This is a genomic window from Klebsiella sp. CN_Kp097, assembly GCF_040064495.1.
Taxonomy (GTDB): Bacteria; Pseudomonadota; Gammaproteobacteria; order Enterobacterales; family Enterobacteriaceae; genus Klebsiella; species Klebsiella aerogenes.
The window spans coordinates 442,374-460,433 of sequence record NZ_JBEAIL010000001.1 but is presented as its reverse complement, the minus strand read 5'-3'; the positions used below and the strand labels follow the sequence as shown (position 1 = coordinate 460,433).

General features: G+C 53.1%; 14 protein-coding genes. 12 read left to right on the top strand and 2 right to left on the bottom strand.

The window, feature by feature from the left end; all coding sequences use genetic code 11:
• Positions 1-169 precede the first annotated feature (169 nt).
• Entirely contained in the window at positions 170-1,345 is a 1,176-nt protein-coding gene (gene ubiF, locus ABLV07_RS02155; protein ID WP_126027584.1) for a 3-demethoxyubiquinol 3-hydroxylase, read from the bottom strand.
• A 170-nt stretch (positions 1,346-1,515) separates the two neighbouring features.
• On the opposite strand from ubiF, the gene miaB reads away from it, so the two are divergent.
• The 11 genes from miaB to ABLV07_RS02100 all read left to right on the top strand — a co-directional run bounded on the left by miaB (position 1,516) and on the right by ABLV07_RS02100 (position 14,723).
• Positions 1,516-2,940, top strand: coding sequence for a tRNA (N6-isopentenyl adenosine(37)-C2)-methylthiotransferase MiaB (gene miaB / locus ABLV07_RS02150; protein WP_015367713.1), 1,425 nt, complete (start codon positions 1,516-1,518; stop codon positions 2,938-2,940).
• 156 nt (positions 2,941-3,096) lie between these two features.
• Positions 3,097-4,143, top strand: coding sequence for a PhoH family protein (locus ABLV07_RS02145; RefSeq protein ID WP_015367714.1), 1,047 nt, complete (start codon positions 3,097-3,099; stop codon positions 4,141-4,143).
• Positions 4,140-4,613 carry an rRNA maturation RNase YbeY gene (gene ybeY / locus ABLV07_RS02140; protein WP_020079357.1) on the top strand — a complete coding sequence of 158 codons (474 nt, stop codon included), beginning with the start codon at positions 4,140-4,142 and terminating at the stop codon, positions 4,611-4,613. The genes ABLV07_RS02145 and ybeY overlap by 4 nt, the downstream gene beginning before the upstream one ends.
• Positions 4,614-4,771: 158 nt before the next feature.
• Positions 4,772-5,650, top strand: coding sequence for a CNNM family magnesium/cobalt transport protein CorC (gene corC, locus ABLV07_RS02135; RefSeq protein ID WP_015704743.1), 879 nt, complete (start codon positions 4,772-4,774; stop codon positions 5,648-5,650).
• Positions 5,651-5,672: 22 nt separating this feature from the next.
• On the top strand, positions 5,673-7,211 hold the full coding sequence (gene lnt / locus ABLV07_RS02130; protein WP_015367717.1) for an apolipoprotein N-acyltransferase: 1,539 nt from the start codon (positions 5,673-5,675) through the stop codon (positions 7,209-7,211).
• Between the two features lie 428 nt (positions 7,212-7,639).
• Positions 7,640-8,551, top strand: coding sequence for an amino acid ABC transporter substrate-binding protein (locus tag ABLV07_RS02125; RefSeq protein WP_015367719.1), 912 nt, complete (start codon positions 7,640-7,642; stop codon positions 8,549-8,551).
• Positions 8,552-8,714: 163 nt separating this feature from the next.
• Complete coding sequence (locus ABLV07_RS02120; protein ID WP_015367720.1) at positions 8,715-9,455, top strand: amino acid ABC transporter permease; 741 nt, start codon at positions 8,715-8,717, stop codon at positions 9,453-9,455.
• Positions 9,455-10,129 (top strand): glutamate/aspartate ABC transporter permease GltK, encoded by a 675-nt coding sequence (gltK, locus tag ABLV07_RS02115; RefSeq protein WP_015367721.1) that lies wholly within the window; start codon positions 9,455-9,457, stop codon positions 10,127-10,129. Before ABLV07_RS02120 ends, gltK begins: the two co-directional genes overlap by 1 nt.
• Positions 10,129-10,854 (top strand): amino acid ABC transporter ATP-binding protein, encoded by a 726-nt coding sequence (locus tag ABLV07_RS02110; RefSeq protein WP_015367722.1) that lies wholly within the window; start codon positions 10,129-10,131, stop codon positions 10,852-10,854. The genes gltK and ABLV07_RS02110 overlap by 1 nt, the downstream gene beginning before the upstream one ends.
• A gap of 363 nt (positions 10,855-11,217) precedes the next feature.
• A complete protein-coding gene (locus ABLV07_RS02105) occupies positions 11,218-12,891 on the top strand; it encodes a ShlB/FhaC/HecB family hemolysin secretion/activation protein (protein ID WP_052951186.1) in 1,674 nt (557 codons plus the stop codon).
• A 38-nt stretch (positions 12,892-12,929) separates the two neighbouring features.
• Complete coding sequence (locus ABLV07_RS02100; RefSeq protein WP_046884133.1) at positions 12,930-14,723, top strand: filamentous hemagglutinin N-terminal domain-containing protein; 1,794 nt, start codon at positions 12,930-12,932, stop codon at positions 14,721-14,723.
• Positions 14,724-14,768: 45 nt separating this feature from the next.
• Here ABLV07_RS02100 and ABLV07_RS02095 read toward each other — a convergent pair whose 3' ends face one another.
• The gene (locus tag ABLV07_RS02095; RefSeq protein WP_045381625.1) at positions 14,769-15,251 is read right to left on the bottom strand and encodes a zinc ribbon-containing protein; all 483 of its coding nucleotides are present in this window, start codon (positions 15,249-15,251) and stop codon (positions 14,769-14,771) included.
• 226 nt (positions 15,252-15,477) lie between these two features.
• On the opposite strand from ABLV07_RS02095, the gene leuS reads away from it, so the two are divergent.
• On the top strand, positions 15,478-18,060 hold the full coding sequence (gene leuS / locus ABLV07_RS02090; protein WP_015367727.1) for a leucine--tRNA ligase: 2,583 nt from the start codon (positions 15,478-15,480) through the stop codon (positions 18,058-18,060).

Genomic DNA, 18,060 nt, shown 5'->3' with positions numbered 1-18,060 from the left:
AGGCACCGGATTCTGATTCCGGCATTCCGAGGTTCGAATCCTCGTACCCCAGCCACTTATTAACAAAAAAGCTCACTTCGGTGAGCTTTTTTGCTTTCTGCGGATAGTCATCTTGCCGATGCAGGTACTGCAAAACTTTAGTCTGCAGCCCCCATCGGCAAATGCCCCTTTACAACCCTAATGCATATTTCAATGCCTGGCGCTTTAATACACCGGCACGTTCGGCAGCCATCAGGCCAATATTACACAACACGCGCACCGGCGCTAAATCGTTGCTGAAGCCGGCATAGAACAGATCCATGCCGGATTGCATAATAAAGTTATCCGCCCGGCGCCGCGCCTGATAGCGCTTCAGCACCGGCAAGCTGGACCAGGCTTCCCCGCGCCCGCGGGCTTCCGCCAAAATATCCAGCAGCGCGTCAACGTCGCGATAGCCAAGGTTAACCCCCTGCCCCGCCAGCGGATGAATGGTATGCGCCGCATCCCCTACCAGCGCCAGCCCCGGTTGCACGTACTGCAGCGCATGTCGGCGGGTTAACGGGAAGGCGCCGGCGCTCATTGGCGTCACGCTGCCCAGACGTTTCGGGAAATGCGCGGTGATTTCCTGCTGCAGTTGGGTCATCGACATCGCCTGCAGCTGGCGGATGCGCGCCGGGGTGTCGTACCACACCAGCGACGCCCAGTTATCGAATAGCGGCAGGAAGGCGCGCGGCCCGCTGGGGGTGAACTGTTGCCAGGTGCTATCACCGGGATCGTCGGCGCACTGCACGCTAATTAGCATACAGGATTGCTGATATTGCCACGCCTGTACGCCGATGCCGGCCAGTTCGCGCACCTGAGAATTCGCGCCGTCTGCGCCGATCGCCAGTTGCGCCGTGCAAACGCTCTCATCGCTCAGGCGCAGCGAAACGCCCTGCGGCTCACGATGAAGCTCGCTTAACGTCACGCCAACCCGCAAGCTCACCTGCGGATGGGCTTCAAGCGCCTGCCACAGCGCCAGCTGTAGCACGCTATTTTCCACCATATAGCCAAGCTCAGGCAGCTTCAGCTCGGCGGCATTAAAGTCAACGTGCGCGCTTTCCCACTCCCAGGTTTCAAGACGACGATAAGCATGCGCGCGCATACCGCGCACCGCTTCCCAAACGCCGAGGCTTTTGAGCAAGCCGACCGACGACGCGCTGATCGCCGAAATACGCACATCCGGCGCCGCAGCGGCATCAAAGGCCGGAGGCGCGTGTTTTTCTATCACCGTTACCGAAAACCCGTGTTGCGCCAGCCCCAGCGCCAGCGCGCCGCCGACCATTCCGCCGCCGACGATGGCGATATCTGTTGCATGAATTGTCATGGCAATTATCCTTAAAGCTGATTTCCTTAAGTTTACCGGATTTTTTGCACCTTGCGGGGGATCGTGGTCGCACTGGTCAGGTGGCAACCAAAGCATTACAATGCGTACCCTGCAAACGAATTCTAATTCTTAACTTATACCCGTCTTTATAATTGAGCATGAGCAAGTCGATGACAAAAAAACTCCATATTAAAACCTGGGGCTGTCAGATGAACGAATACGATTCATCCAAGATGGCCGATCTGCTGGATGCCACCCATGGGTATCAACTCACAGAAGTGGCCGAAGAAGCGGACGTGCTGCTGCTCAACACCTGCTCAATTCGCGAGAAGGCGCAGGAAAAAGTGTTCCATCAGCTTGGCCGCTGGAAACTACTGAAAGAGAAAAAACCCGGCGTGATTATCGGCGTCGGCGGCTGTGTCGCCTCCCAGGAAGGCAAACTGATTCGCCAGCGCGCCCATTACGTTGACATTATTTTTGGCCCGCAGACGCTGCATCGCCTGCCGGAGATGATCGACGCGGTGCGCAATAACCATAAACCGGTTATCGACGTGAGCTTCCCGGAAATCGAAAAATTCGATCGCCTGCCGGAACCGCGCGCCGAGGGGCCGACCGCCTTCGTTTCCATTATGGAAGGCTGCAACAAATACTGCACTTACTGCGTGGTGCCCTATACCCGCGGTGAAGAAGTGAGCCGTCCGTGCGACGATATTCTGTTTGAAATCGCTCAACTGGCGGCGCAAGGGGTGCGTGAAGTCAACCTGCTCGGGCAGAACGTTAACGCCTGGCGCGGCGAAAACTACGATGGCACGACCGGCAACTTTGCCGATCTACTGCGTCTGGTCGCCGCCATCGACGGCATCGACCGTATTCGCTTCACCACCAGCCACCCGATTGAGTTTACTGACGATATCATCGAGGTCTATCGCGATACCCCTGAACTGGTGAGCTTCCTGCATTTACCGGTGCAGGCTGGTTCCGATCGCGTACTGAACCTGATGGGCCGTACCCACACCGTGCTGGAATATAAAGCGATTATCCGCAAGCTGCGCGAAGCGCGCCCGGATATTCAGATTAGCTCCGACTTTATCGTCGGTTTCCCTGGCGAAACGACGGAAGACTTCGAAAAAACCATGAAGCTGATTGCCGAGGTTAACTTTGATGTCAGCTACAGCTTTATCTTCTCTGCCCGCCCGGGCACCCCGGCGGCGGATATGGTCGACGATGTTCCTGAAGCCGATAAAAAACAGCGCCTGTACATTCTGCAGGAGCGTATTAATCAGCAGGCGATGGCATGGAGCCGCCGCATGCTCGGCACCACCCAGCGTATTCTGGTAGAAGGCACGTCGCGTAAGAGCCTGATGGAGCTCTCCGGGCGCACCGAGAACAACCGCGTGGTGAACTTCGAAGGCACGCCGGATATGGTCGGTAAATTCGTCGACGTAGAAATCGTCGATGTCTACACTAACTCATTACGCGGCAAAATTGTCCGCACAGAAGATGAGATGGGACTGCGCGTCGTGGAATCGCCGGAATCGGTCATTGCGCGTACGCGAAAAGAAAACGATCTGGGCGTCGGCATCTACCAGCCGTAATCCCGGCAGGCCTGTCGGTTCCGGCAGGCCTTGCATTTCCCCTCCTCGCCCCTATATCTACAGCAATGCTTGCGCCATATTCCCGTGACGTGAATAATTTCCTTATTGGCCGGATGACGATTGTCCTCCGGCAACACACGTAATAAGAGGAACAGTTTGAACATAGAAACCCGTGAAATTACCCTGGAGCCAGCGGACAATGCCCGCCTGTTAGCACTGTGCGGCCCGTTTGACGACAACATCAAACAGCTGGAGCGTCGGTTGGGTATTGAGATCAACCGCCGCGACAATCACTTTAAACTGACCGGCCGCGCCATCTGCGTGCACGCCGCGGCCGATATTCTGACAAGCCTGTATGTCGATACCGCGCCAATGCGCGGCCAGATTCAGGATATTGAACCGGAACAAATCCACCTGGCTATTAAAGAAGCCCGGGTGCTCGAGCAGAGCGCCGAGAGCGTGCCGGAATACGGCAAGGCCATCAATATCAAAACCAAACGCGGGGTGATCAAACCGCGTACGCCAAACCAGGCGCAATACATCGCCAATATCCTCGACCACGACATTACCTTTGGCGTCGGCCCGGCGGGTACTGGTAAAACCTATCTTGCGGTCGCCGCGGCGGTCGATGCCCTGGAGCGTCAGGAAATTCGCCGCATTCTGCTGACTCGTCCTGCGGTCGAAGCAGGCGAGAAGCTCGGCTTCCTGCCAGGCGACTTAAGCCAGAAGGTTGACCCGTATTTGCGCCCGCTGTACGACGCGCTGTTCGAGATGCTCGGCTTTGAGAAAGTCGAGAAGCTGATTGAGCGTAACGTCATTGAAGTCGCGCCGCTGGCCTACATGCGCGGGCGTACGCTGAATGACGCCTTTATCATTCTCGATGAAAGCCAGAACACCACCATCGAGCAGATGAAGATGTTCCTGACCCGTATCGGCTTTAACTCGAAAGCGGTTATCACCGGCGACGTGACCCAGATTGACCTACCGCGCAATACCAAATCAGGTCTGCGCCACGCCGTTGAAGTGCTGGCGGAAGTCGATGAAATCAGCTTCAACTTCTTCCACAGCGAAGACGTGGTGCGCCACCCGGTGGTCGCCCGCATCGTCAATGCCTATGAGGCATGGGAAGAAGCCGAACAAAAACGTAAAGCAGAACTGGCCGCCGAGCGCAAACGCGAAGCCCAGGAACAGGAGCAAAAATGAGTCAGGTGATTCTCGATTTACAGCTGGCCTGCGAAGACACCAGCGGTCTACCGGACGAAGCCCTCTTTCAACGCTGGGTGGAAGCCGTGATCCCGCAGTTCCAGGAAGAGTCAGAGTTAACGATTCGCCTGGTGGATGTCGCCGAAAGCCACGAGCTGAACCTGACCTATCGCGGCAAGGATAAGCCGACTAACGTCCTCTCCTTCCCCTTCGAAGCCCCGCCGGGCATTGAGATGCCGCTGCTCGGCGATCTGATCATCTGCCGCCAGGTGGTTGAACAGGAAGCCAAAGAGCAGGAAAAACCGCTGGAGGCTCACTGGGCGCACATGGTCGTGCACGGTAGCCTGCACCTGCTGGGCTACGATCATATCGAAGACGACGAAGCGGAAGAAATGGAAGGCCTCGAAACAGAGATAATGCTTGCTCTGGGCTATGAGGATCCGTACATTGCCGAGAAGATTGCTGAATAGTAACTTGCCGGATGACGGCGCAAGCGCCTTATCCGGCCTACATTCATGCGTATCCCAGGCCTGATAAGCGTAGCGCTATCAGGCAAAACATGCCGTACGACGCTGAGTTTACGCGCGACGAGCGACAATTAAATCAACACGAGAACCCATACGACGCCATGAGCGACGACAATTCACACAGTAGTGACACAGTAAACAGCAAAAAGGGATTTTTCTCCCTCTTACTCAGCCAACTTTTCCACGGCGAACCCAAAAACCGTGATGAATTATTGGCGCTGATCCGTGACTCCGGGCAGAACGAGCTTATCGATGAAGATACGCGCGACATGCTCGAAGGGGTAATGGATATCGCCGACCAACGCGTCCGCGATATTATGATCCCGCGTTCGCAAATGATTACCCTGAAACGCAACCAGACGCTGGACGAGTGCCTCGATGTGATCATCGAATCCGCCCACTCGCGTTTCCCGGTCATTAGCGAAGATAAAGATCACATTGAAGGGATTCTGATGGCTAAGGATCTGCTGCCGTTTATGCGCAGCGACGCCGAAGCTTTCAGCATGGAAAAAGTGTTACGTCCGGCGGTTGTCGTGCCTGAAAGCAAGCGGGTTGACCGCATGCTGAAAGAGTTCCGCTCGCAACGTTATCATATGGCGATCGTCATCGATGAGTTCGGCGGCGTTTCCGGCCTGGTGACTATCGAAGATATTCTCGAACTTATCGTCGGCGAAATCGAAGACGAATACGATGAAGAGGAAGATATCGATTTCCGTCAGCTAAGCCGTCATACCTGGACGGTACGCGCGCTGGCATCGATTGAAGATTTCAATAAAGCCTACGGCACCCACTTCAGCGATGAAGAGGTCGATACCATCGGCGGACTGGTGATGCAGGCCTTTGGTCATCTTCCGGCCCGCGGCGAGTCGATTGACATTGATGGTTACCAATTCAAGGTCGCAATGGCTGACAGCAGACGTATTATTCAGGTCCATGTAAAGCTTCCTGATGATGCGCCGCAGCCGAAGCTGGAAGACTAATTTAACGGGACGATTAACCTAAATGGTATTTGCCTCTTTACTTGAACGCCAGCGCGTACGTCTGCTGCTGGCGCTGTTATTCGGAGCCAGCGGAACGCTGGCTTTTTCACCTTACGACTTCTGGCCAGCGGCGATTGTCTCGCTGTTTGGTCTGCAGGCGCTCACTCTCAACCGTCGCCCGCTACAGAGCGCCTGGATTGGCTACTTCTGGGGGCTTGGGCTATTCGGCACCGGTATTAACTGGGTTTACGTTAGCATCGCGCAGTTCGGCGGCATGCCGGGCCCGGTTAACGTTTTCCTTGTTGCTTTGCTGGCGGCCTATTTATCGCTGTACACCGGTCTGTTCGCCGGGATCCTCGCGAGACTATGGCCGAAAACTAACTGGATCCGTTTGGCCATCGCCGCGCCTGTCATCTGGCAAATTACCGAATTTCTCCGCGGCTGGGTGCTGACCGGTTTCCCGTGGCTACAGTTCGGCTATAGCCAGATTGACGGTCCGCTAAAGGGTCTGGCGCCGGTGATGGGCGTTGAGGCGATAAACTTTCTGTTGATGGTGGTCAGCGGCCTGCTGGCGCTGGCTATCGCGCAGCGCCACTGGAAACCGTTGCTGGTGGCGATAGTGCTGTTTGCCCTGCCCTTCCCGCTGCGTTATATCCAGTGGTATCAACTGCTGCCTGAGCGGGCGACGGAAGTCTCTTTGGTGCAGGGCGATATTCCGCAGGCGATGAAATGGGATGAAAACCAGCTGGTTAACACCCTGAAAACCTATCTCGATCTCACCCAGCCGCATATGGGTAAATCGCAGCTGATTATCTGGCCGGAGTCGGCGATTCCGGATCTGGAAATCAATCAGCAGCATTTCCTCAGCATGGTTGATGACCTGATGCGGGCCAAAAATAGCTCGTTGATTACCGGTATTGTCGATGCGCGCCTCAATAAACAAAACCGCTACGATACCTACAACACCATCATCACGCTGGGTAAAGATAACCCGTACAGCTACGACTCGACCAATCGCTATAACAAAAACCATCTGGTGCCGTTCGGCGAATTCGTACCGCTGGAATCGATTTTACGCCCACTGGCGCCGTTCTTCGATTTGCCGATGTCCTCGTTCAGCCGCGGCCCTTACGTGCAGCCGCAGCTGGTAGCGCATAACCTGAAGCTTACGGCGGCAATTTGCTACGAAATCATTCTCGGCGAGCAGGTCCGCGATAATTTCCGCCCGGATACCGATTATCTGCTGACTATCTCCAACGATGCGTGGTTTGGTAAGTCAATTGGCCCATGGCAGCACTTCCAGATGGCGCGGATGCGCGCGCTGGAACTGGCGCGCCCGCTGCTACGCAGCACCAACAACGGTATCACCGCCGTTATTGGCCCGCGTGGTGAAATTCAGGACATGATCCCACAGTTTACCCGCGCGGTGTTGACCACTAAGGTCACGCCAACCACCGGCCTGACGCCGTATGCTCGTACCGGCAATTGGCCGCTGTGGGCGTTAACCGCCCTCTTTGGCTTTGCCGCGCTGGTGATGAGCCTGCGCCAGCGTCGACGCTAATCTTTTCCGCCGGGCAGCCGCCCGGCCTGCTCCCGGCGGCATTCGTCGCCGGCGGGCCTTCCCCGCTTTACGCTCTCCAGCGCCAATCTGGCACGTCCATTGCTTAATTTCATCCCTGTAGGCGATTTTGACCGCGGTTGTACCAGGGTTGCACCGAAAGCGTTCGCACTTCGCGCCACGTTGGTGCAACAACCCATTTTTGCCCACAAATGGTGCGGTGCGCTTCGCAAAAATAAACAATAACGCATCAAAATCTTTACATTAAGCCAAACTAAATGCTAACAAGCTCATACAAATACTGCACTTTAAGATTGCAGACGATTCCCGAAAGCGCCGCCTTACGGCAGTGCTCGCAGGAATAACAACACATACACACAATCACAATGGGTATCACTAGCGTCCCTGGCGTTAAGGATAAGGAGTTGGATATGCAATTACGTAAACTGGCCGCCGCAATGCTGGTCATGGGAGTGACCGCTGGTCTGGCGCACGCTGAAGATGCCGCCCCGGCCGCAGGTCAGAGCACGCTGGATAAAATCGCCAAAAACGGGGTGATCGTCGTCGGCCACCGCGAGTCGTCAGTACCATTCTCCTATTACGATAACCAACAAAAAGTGGTGGGTTACTCTCAGGATTACTCCAACGCTATCGTTGAAGCCATCAAGAAAAAGCTGAATAAACCCGATCTGCAGGTGAAACTGATTCCGGTCACCTCGCAGAACCGCATCCCGTTACTGCAGAACGGCACTTATGATTTCGAGTGCGGTTCCACCACCAACAACCTTGAGCGTCAGAAGCAGGCCGCCTTCTCCGATACCATTTTCGTCGTCGGCACTCGTCTGCTGGTGAAAAAAGGTGGGCCGATTAAAGACTTCCCGGATCTGAAAGACAAAGCGGTAGTCGTCACTTCCGGTACCACCTCGGAAGTACTGCTGCATAAGCTGAACGACGAGAAGAAAATGAACATGCGCATCATCAGCGCGAAAGATCACGGCGACTCTTTCCGTACGCTGGAAAGTGGCCGCGCGGTGGCCTTTATGATGGATGATGCCCTGCTGGCCGGCGAGCGCGCAAAAGCGAAGAAACCGGATAACTGGGAAATCGTCGGTACGCCGCAGTCGAAAGAAGCCTATGGCTGCATGCTGCGTAAAGACGACGCATCGTTCAAAACACTGGTCGATGACACCGTTGCCCAGGCGCAGACCTCTGGCGAAGCGGCGAAATGGTTTGATACCTGGTTTAAGAACCCGATTCCGCCGAAAAATCTGAACCTGAACTTCGAACTGTCCGACGACATGAAGGCGCTGTTCAAATCACCCAATGACAAGGCTCTTAACTAATTAAAAAAACAGGGGCTCGATAAAGTAGCCCTCCCGATTGTTGCCTTTGCACGGACAGACTATACGGTGGCTGGTCGTTCCCCAGCCGCCGCGAATACCGAAACAAGCAGGGCAACAATCTTCGAGGGTAGCGCTGCTACCCTTTTTTTTCTGGAGTTTATTTATGTCAATAGACTGGAACTGGGGAATATTCCTGCAACCCGCCCCGTTCGGCAACACCACTTATTTAGGCTGGTTATGGAGCGGCTTTCAGGTTACCGTCGCACTGTCGATTAGCGCCTGGATTATCGCTTTCCTCATCGGCTCGCTGTTCGGTATTCTGCGTACCGTCCCTAACCGCTGGTTAGCCGGGATCGGCACCTGCTACGTCGAACTGTTTCGTAACGTTCCACTGATTGTCCAGTTCTTTACCTGGTACCTTGTTATTCCGGAGTTTCTGCCGGAAAACATCGGCATGTGGTTTAAGTCGGAACTGGATCCAAATATTCAGTTCTTTGTCTCCTCAATGCTGTGCCTTGGGCTGTTTACCGCTGCCCGCGTCTGCGAGCAGGTCCGCGCCGCGATACAGTCCCTTCCTCGCGGGCAGAAAAATGCCGGCCTGGCGATGGGGCTGACTCTGCCGCAAACCTATCGCTACGTGCTGCTGCCGAACGCTTATCGCGTTATCGTGCCGCCGATGACCTCGGAAATGATGAACCTGGTAAAAAACTCGGCTATCGCTTCCACTATCGGTCTGGCGGATATGGCGGCGCAGGCGGGTAAGCTGCTGGATTACTCAGCCCACGCCTGGGAATCGTTTACCGCGATCACCCTCGCCTATGTATTCATCAACGCCGTAATCATGCTGGTGATGTATGTGGTTGAACGTAAAGTTCGCCTGCCGGGCAATATGGGAGGCAAATAATGTACGATTTTGACTGGAGTTCAATTGTTCCTTCCATGCCCTACCTGCTGGCAGGGTTGGTCATTACGCTGAAAATCACCGTCACGGCAATTATTATCGGTATCGTCTGGGGCACCATTCTGGCGGTGATGCGCCTGTCAAGCTTCCTGCCGTTGGCGTGGTTTGCCAAAACCTACGTTAACGTTTTCCGCTCGATTCCGCTGGTGATGGTGCTGCTGTGGTTCTATCTGATCGTTCCCGGATTCCTGCAAAACGTGCTGGGGCTGTCGCCGAAAACCGATATTCGTCTGATTTCGGCGATGGTGGCATTTTCGATGTTTGAAGCGGCCTACTATTCGGAAATTATTCGCGCCGGGATCCAGAGTATTTCCCGTGGTCAGTCGAGCGCCGCGCTGGCGCTGGGGATGACCCACTGGCAATCGATGAAGTTGGTGATTCTGCCGCAGGCCTTCCGCGCGATGGTCCCGCTGCTGTTAACCCAGGGTATCGTCCTGTTCCAGGATACCTCGCTGGTGTACGTCCTGAGCCTGGCCGATTTCTTCCGTACCGCCTCCACCATTGGCGAACGTGACGGAACCCAGGTGGAAATGATCCTGTTCGCAGGCGCCGTTTATTTTGTATTTAGTCTCAGCGCATCGCTGTTGGTCAGCTGGTTGAAGAAAAGGACTGTGTAATGATTACCCTGAAAAATATTTCAAAATGGTATGGTCACTTTCAGGTGCTGACCGATTGCTCCACCGAAGTGAAAAAAGGCGAAGTGGTGGTGGTTTGCGGGCCGTCAGGCTCCGGTAAATCGACGCTGATTAAAACCGTTAATGGCCTTGAGCCGGTGCAGCAAGGCGAAATTATCGTTGATGGCACTCAGGTTAACGATAAGAAAACCAATCTTGCTAAACTGCGTTCCCGCGTAGGTATGGTATTCCAGCACTTTGAACTGTTCCCGCACCTGTCGATCATCGACAACCTGACGCTGGCGCAAATTAAGGTTCTCAATCGCGATAAAGAATCTTCGCGTAAAAAGGGGCTTAAGCTGCTGGAGCGCGTGGGTCTGGCGGCGCATGCGGAAAAATATCCGGCGCAGCTCTCCGGCGGCCAGCAGCAGCGTGTCGCGATCGCGCGCGCGCTGTGCATGGATCCGATCGCGATGCTGTTCGATGAGCCAACTTCAGCGCTAGACCCGGAGATGATCAACGAAGTACTGGACGTGATGGTCGAGCTGGCTAACGAAGGTATGACCATGATGGTGGTGACGCACGAAATGGGCTTTGCCCGTAAAGTAGCGAACCGGGTCATCTTTATGGATGAAGGTAAAATTGTCGAAGATGTCGATAAAGAAGCCTTCTTCGCCAACCCGCAATCAGAACGCGCGAAAGATTTCCTTGCCAAAATCCTGCACTAAAATCCCAGCGCGCACGTCATGTGCGCGCCTTTTCTCTCTCGATAATGTGTGCCATATATTAGTGGTTTATTTTAATTGTTTTCTTATTAAACCAGTGAATAATTTAACACTCCCCCCTAACAAATCACATTCTAAATTAATTTAATTCATACAAAATTCAGTTTTCTTCGCATGGCTAAGCGTTACTGCCACCGCTAACATACCCCCCTTAAGAACAAGCCCTGGGAATATTACCCAACACATTACTTTCTGATAATAAAAATAATATTTTTATAGATGGCCCTATGGCCTGAATAAGGTCACATATTAAGCAAGCTTAACAATACAGCATGCAAATTAAATGAAACAAATGGAACTTGCTTCATGTTTAATAAAAAAAATCTGATTTACACCCTGCTGATTCTATTTTTCTGTCAGCAGCAGGTTTTCGCCAGTACGATAGTCTCCACCACGACTAACCAAAACGAGCAGGATAAAGCCCGTCAGGCGGCGCTGACACCACAGCAGCAGGCCGCCCAGGCTTCATTAATTAATACCGACCGACAAACGCTCACATTTCCAAAGGAAGAAAACTGCAGATTCATCAATAATATTCATATCGATTCTGCCGAGCCGAAGCTCACGCATCAGCTTCTTGATAACCTTACAGCTCAGGCTCTGCATCGTTGTCTGGGGATTAACGGTATTCAGCACCTCACCATGGCATTACAAAATGAGTTAATCGCCCGTGGTTACATCACTTCATTACTAACCATCCCGGAACAGTCATTGACGGCGGGCACATTAAGGCTCGAACTCGCTTATGGCAAAATCGGTGATATTTTCTGGTCAACGACAAGCGAGCAAACCACCAGCATCTGGAACAATATCCCCACCCGCACGGGAGATATCCTGCGTCTCACCGATCTCGAACAGGGAATGGAAAACCTGCGCCGCCTGCCAGGAAGTTCGGCGAATATGCAAATATTACCGGGACAACGGGAGGCAGAAAGCAATCTGCAGCTAACGCGTCGGCTGGATAAAAAATGGCAGGTGGGAGCCTGGATGGATGACGCTGGCAGCCGCGCCAGCGGTCGCTATCAGGCCGGAGGTGCGCTCTATCTTTATGATATCACCACACTCAACGACATTTTCTATGTCTCAGGGGGAGGAGATATCGAGTTTAATCAACATAATGATGGTAACCAGAATGGCAGTCTGTATTACTCGATTCCCTTCGGTTACTGGGCGTTAGGTCTTTACGGTTCACAGAGCCAATATCGCCAGTTGTTCAAGGGCAACTGGTCGCAAACGGATTATAAAAGTAAAAATCGCTACTATAGCGCGACGCTGTCACGACTGCTGTCTCACACCCGTCAGCAAAAAACGTCGCTGGATTTCCGTATCTCAAAAAGTACATCACACTACTATTTTGGCGGTGAAGAACTTAGGGTGATGCGCAAACAGAACCCGACATGGGAGCTGACGCTACGACAGCAACGCTATTTCGATAAAAAAGTCGTCGCCGCCAGCCTGGGGTTACAGCGCCGCCTCCCATGGCTAAACTCCGTCGCCACACCGGAAGAAAAAGCAGGCCAGTTCAGTAAGCGCTCACGCGTAGTACATGCCGATTTGCAGGCCTTAATGAAATTCGATTTAACCGGAGATAGATTTAGCTATGCACCGCATTTTAATGCGCAATATAGCCCGGACATTCTCTCTTCGGATAACCAATTTAATATTGGCAACCGCTGGACGGTTCGCGGATTTGATGGCGAATATACTCTCTCTGGCAATCAGGGATGGTACTGGAGCAATGATTTCATCTGGGATATTGCCGGCCCGGAACAGCAATTCTATTTAGGATTAGATATTGGTCGTATTATCGGCAGTGAACAATATCGGCAAGGAAAAGTTATTTCAGGTGCCGTTAGCGGATTGCGCGGTGATATATTCTCAACACAATATGATTTTTTCATCGGCACACCGCTAAGTAAACCAGATAACTTTAGTAGTGACTCATTCAATATGGGTTTCTCATTGAAGTGGAAGTATTAACACAACCTATTTTTCACTATATTTAAAGGAATAAATTCATGTTTAAGTTTAAATTAACCTATGTTGCTTTAGCAGCAGCGTTAAGCTCGACGGTGGTGTACGCCGATCCGTCGACTTACACCCATCTATCAGGCGCAACGGTGGTTGATATTGAAGCGCCGAATGCTGCAGGCGTTTCGCACAACCTGTACCGTGAATTTAACGTTGGCAGCAAAGGTTTAATACTCAATAACAGCGACAGCGATATTAATCATGCGACTTTTGGCAATATTGCTAAAAACAACAATCTGACTAATGGCGGCGCATCGGTGATCCTGAATGAAGTCACCTCCAATAAAGCCAGTTCATTAAATGGCTTCATTGAAGTCGCCGGGCTGAAAGCTGACGTGGTAATCGCTAACCCTAACGGTATTACCTGCTCCGGCTGTAGTTTCGTTAATACCAACAAGGCAATATTAACGACAGGTCAGGTGAATTTGACCGATGAAGGCGCTATCGGCAGCTATACCATCACCAATGGCAAAATCACCATCGATGAAAATGGCATGAACGCCGCTAACAGCTATGCTGCTCTACTCGCCGACGCGATTAAAATTAATGGTAAAGTGCAGGCCAAGAACGCCCTTGTTAGTGCAGGTAATTTCACCATGGATAACAGTTCTGGCGCGGTGACCTCAGCGGGTAAAAAAGCGACCCTGATCGAAATGACGATTAACCCGCAATACAGCATCGACGTCAGTAGTCTTGGCGGCATTACTGCCAACAGCATTAGCATGATTGGCAATAACATTGGTTTTGGCGTACGTAATAATGGCTCTATTATCTCAAACAGCTCACTGCAACTCACCAGCTACGGAAACCTGATAAATAAAGGGACGATAAAAGGAAACGGTCTGCTAAGCCAGGTTTCTACGGTCACAGGTATCACCAATGAAGGCAGTATCGGCGGAGCCAATTATTTAATGCTCTCCAGTGGGGATTATATCGTTAACGTCGGTTCTATCACTGGCGGTCAGCTAATTGCCACCGCTAACGGCAACATCACTAACGGCGACTCTGGAACGATGACCGGAACCAGTGGGTTAAGCCTGGCCAGCGGTGGAAAAATCCGTAATGAGGCTAAGGCCTCCCTGCTGTCGAATAACCAGATTTCCGCCACGGCAATAGGCGATTTTCTGAATGAAGGGAAAATCAGTGCTAAAAACACCACCCTTACTTTTGTTGGCGAGAGTTTTAAAAATACCGGGAACATTAATTCAACCGGCAACACCACCATTCAGTCTCTTAAGCAGGATGGCACCGTAAATGTCGGGGAAATCTACAATCTGGGTAATATCACTGGCGAAAACATCAATCTACAAACCAACGGCACGCTGGCGCAAAGCACCAGTGGCCGCATGGAGGCCACCAACGCCATTACCGCGCATAGCTACTGGCTGAATAACAACGGTTATATGAAAGCCGCTGATATTACTACCGATCATGGCACGATTAGTAACACAGGTACTATCACCGCGGCCAATGTCTCTCTGACAACTTATTATGATGTTACTAATGAAGGGACGATTTACAGCACCGGCGATCTGCTGCTGGACACCCAGTTGAAAGGCAATATCTATAACTACTCATTAATTCAGGCGAACGGCACCTTAACCATGACCGCGAAAAAGGTTGTTAACAGTGGTCGCGGCTGCGGTTGGTTGAAATTTAATACCTGTGATGTCGGCACCATCAGCGCCAACAAGATGGTCCTCAACTCCTCATATAAATACGCCAGCGAGATGGGCGGTTATCAATACTTTAAGATTGCGGAAATCAATACCGTTCTGTAATGACTCAGCGATGCGCAGCGCAATGCGCATCGCTGCTTTTAGCGTTTACGGCTCAAATGGCCGACGCTGGAACTGATCGTGCCCGCACTTTGGGCACCGCGGCAATACGTCCGGGGTATACACCGCCAGGTGATAGTGGCACTTCTCGCATACCAGGTTGCCAAGACCTACCACTTCACCGCTGTGATAGACCCCGTGGTGGTTCAGATCCTGAAATACTTCGCGCCACTCAAGCTGGGTTTTATCGGTGATATCGGCAAGCTCCTGCCACAGACTCTCTTTGATCACCCGCATAAATACGCTGTCGCTGTCGTCTTCCTGACTCTCTTCATAGCTGCGGGCAAATTCTTCCAGATCGCGCTTTACCGCCGCGATTAGCGATTCAATCTCGCTCTGCGTCAAATCGCCTGCCTGGGTGATTTTCTCCCTCGCCTGCTTCACCAGCGCGTCAATGTCACGCTCTCCATTGCGCAGCCGTTCACTGAGCGAGGAGACCAGTTCCCGGTAATATTGAGCAACCTTGTTCATCATTTCGCCTCCGGTGTGATTAACTGCTTCTAATAATAGACGTTATCGGCGGTTTGCTTTGCCATCCGCGCCACAGAGTCGCGAAAAATTCTGCGTCGCTTTTGCCGATGTTAATGTGCGAAAGGCTGTTTTGACGTGGACGTTTGGGCTATGCTATGCCGATCTGAAATAACACATCCATTGGCTACATTTTGTAGCTGTATTGAAAACAGGACCACTGGCTGCCATGCAAGAGCAATACCGCCCGGAAGAGATAGAATCGAAAGTCCAGCTTCACTGGGACGAAAATCGTACATTTGAAGTAACTGAAGACGAGAGCAAAGAGAAGTATTACTGCCTGTCGATGCTTCCTTATCCTTCTGGTCGACTACACATGGGTCACGTGCGTAACTACACCATCGGCGACGTCATCGCGCGCTATCAGCGCATGCTGGGCAAAAACGTCCTGCAGCCGATCGGTTGGGATGCGTTTGGTCTGCCTGCGGAAGGCGCGGCGGTGAAAAACAATACCGCCCCGGCCCCGTGGACCTATGACAACATCGCATACATGAAAAACCAGCTGAAAAAGCTGGGCTTCGGCTATGACTGGAGCCGTGAAATTGCGACCTGCACCCCGGAATACTACCGCTGGGAGCAAAAATTCTTCACCGAGCTGTATAAAAAAGGCCTGGTGTACAAAAAAACCTCAGCGGTGAACTGGTGTCCGAACGATCAGACCGTGCTGGCTAACGAACAGGTTATCGACGGCTGCTGCTGGCGCTGCGACACCAAAGTTGAGCGCAAAGAGATCCCGCAGTGGTTTATTAAAATCACCGCCTACGCCGACGAACTGCTCAACGATCTGGACAACCTGGATCACTGGCCTGACACCGTTAAGACCATGCAGCGCAACTGGATCGGCCGCTCTGAAGGGGTAGAAATCTCCTTTGACGTCAACGACTACGCCGATAAGCTGACCGTCTACACCACCCGCCCGGATACCTTCATGGGCTGCACCTACCTTGCCGTCGCAGCGGGTCACCCGCTGGCGCAACAGGCTGCGGCTAACAATCCGGCGCTGGCCGCCTTTATCGACGAATGCCGTAATACCAAAGTTGCCGAAGCCGATATGGCGACGATGGAGAAAAAAGGCGTCGACACCGGCTTTAAAGCTATTCACCCGCTGACCGGCGAAGCCATCCCGGTATGGGCGGCTAACTTCGTACTGATGGAGTACGGCACCGGCGCGGTGATGGCCGTTCCAGGTCACGACCAGCGCGACTACGAGTTTGCCAGCAAATACGGCCTGAACATCAAGCCAGTTATTCTCGCCGCTGACGGTTCCGAGCCGGATCTCTCCGAGCAGGCCCTGACCGAGAAAGGCGTGCTGTTCAACTCCGGCGAATTTAGCGGCCTGGATTACGAAGCAGGCTTCAACGCCATTGCCGATAAACTGGCCGCGATGGGCGTTGGCGAGCGCAAAGTTAACTACCGCCTGCGCGATTGGGGTGTTTCCCGCCAGCGTTACTGGGGCGCGCCAATTCCGATGGTGACCCTGGAAGACGGTACCGTGATGCCGACGCCGGAAGACCAACTGCCGGTTATCCTGCCGGAAGACGTCGTCATGGACGGCATCACCAGCCCGATCAAAGCCGATCCTGAGTGGGCGAAAACCACCGTTAACGGCATGCCGGCGCTGCGTGAAACCGACACATTCGACACCTTTATGGAGTCCTCCTGGTACTACGCGCGCTACACCTGCCCGCAGTACGATAAAGGTATGCTGGACCCGAATGCCGCGAACTACTGGCTGCCGGTGGATATCTACATCGGCGGCATCGAACACGCCATCATGCACCTGCTCTATTTCCGCTTCTTCCACAAGCTGATGCGCGATGCCGGTATGGTGAATTCCGATGAGCCAGCTAAACAGCTGCTGTGCCAGGGTATGGTACTGGCCGATGCGTTCTACTACGTCGGCGAAAACGGCGAGCGTAACTGGGTATCACCGATTGACGCCACCGTTGAGCGTGATGAAAAAGGCCGTATCGTTAAAGCCTTCGACCCACAGGGCCGCGAGCTGGTGTATACCGGCATGAGCAAAATGTCCAAGTCGAAGAACAACGGTATCGACCCGCAGGTTATGGTTGAGCGCTACGGCGCGGATACCGTACGTCTGTTCATGATGTTCGCCTCCCCAGCAGAAATGACCCTTGAGTGGCAGGAATCTGGCGTAGAAGGGGCAAACCGCTTCCTGAAACGCGTCTGGAAACTGGTTTACGAGCATACCTCTCAGGGCCCGGCTGTCGCCCTGGATGTGGCAAGCCTCAGCGAAGATCAGCAAGCGCTGCGTCGCGACGTGCATAAAACGATTGCCAAAGTGACCGATGATATCGGCCGTCGTCAGACCTTCAATACCGCCATTGCCGCGGTAATGGAGCTGATGAACAAACTGGCGAAAGCGCCGCAGGAAAGCGAACAAGATCGCGCGCTGATGCGTGAAGCGCTGCTGGCCGTGGTGCGTATGCTCAACCCGTTCACCCCGCATGCCTGCTTCACCCTGTGGCAAGAACTGGGCGGCGAAGGCGATATCGACAACGCGCCGTGGCCGGTAGCAGACGAAAGTGCAATGGTTGAAAACACGACTCTGGTCGTCGTCCAGGTAAACGGTAAAGTTCGTGGTAAAATTACCGTTGCGGTAGACGCAACCGAAGAGCAGGTTCGTGAACGTGCAGGCCAGGAACATCTGGTCGCAAAATACCTTGAAGGCGTGACCGTACGTAAAGTGATTTACGTTCCGGGCAAACTGCTCAATCTGGTCGTTGGCTAA

Excerpts from the sequence above, each read along its gene's own strand:
- miaB (WP_015367713.1), top strand. The coding sequence starts at position 1,516 with ATGACAAAAAAACTCCATATTAAAACCTGGGGCTGTCAGATGAACGAA.
- lnt (WP_015367717.1), top strand. The coding sequence starts at position 5,673 with ATGGTATTTGCCTCTTTACTTGAACGCCAGCGCGTACGTCTGCTGCTG.
- ybeY (WP_020079357.1), top strand. The coding sequence starts at position 4,140 with ATGAGTCAGGTGATTCTCGATTTACAGCTGGCCTGCGAAGACACCAGC.
- ABLV07_RS02120 (WP_015367720.1), top strand. The coding sequence starts at position 8,715 with ATGTCAATAGACTGGAACTGGGGAATATTCCTGCAACCCGCCCCGTTC.
- corC (WP_015704743.1), top strand. The coding sequence starts at position 4,772 with ATGAGCGACGACAATTCACACAGTAGTGACACAGTAAACAGCAAAAAG.
- ABLV07_RS02095 (WP_045381625.1), bottom strand. The coding sequence starts at position 15,251 with ATGAACAAGGTTGCTCAATATTACCGGGAACTGGTCTCCTCGCTCAGT.
- gltK (WP_015367721.1), top strand. The coding sequence starts at position 9,455 with ATGTACGATTTTGACTGGAGTTCAATTGTTCCTTCCATGCCCTACCTG.
- leuS (WP_015367727.1), top strand. The coding sequence starts at position 15,478 with ATGCAAGAGCAATACCGCCCGGAAGAGATAGAATCGAAAGTCCAGCTT.
- ubiF (WP_126027584.1), bottom strand. The coding sequence starts at position 1,345 with ATGACAATTCATGCAACAGATATCGCCATCGTCGGCGGCGGAATGGTC.
- ABLV07_RS02110 (WP_015367722.1), top strand. The coding sequence starts at position 10,129 with ATGATTACCCTGAAAAATATTTCAAAATGGTATGGTCACTTTCAGGTG.
- ABLV07_RS02100 (WP_046884133.1), top strand. The coding sequence starts at position 12,930 with ATGTTTAAGTTTAAATTAACCTATGTTGCTTTAGCAGCAGCGTTAAGC.
- ABLV07_RS02125 (WP_015367719.1), top strand. The coding sequence starts at position 7,640 with ATGCAATTACGTAAACTGGCCGCCGCAATGCTGGTCATGGGAGTGACC.
- ABLV07_RS02105 (WP_052951186.1), top strand. The coding sequence starts at position 11,218 with ATGTTTAATAAAAAAAATCTGATTTACACCCTGCTGATTCTATTTTTC.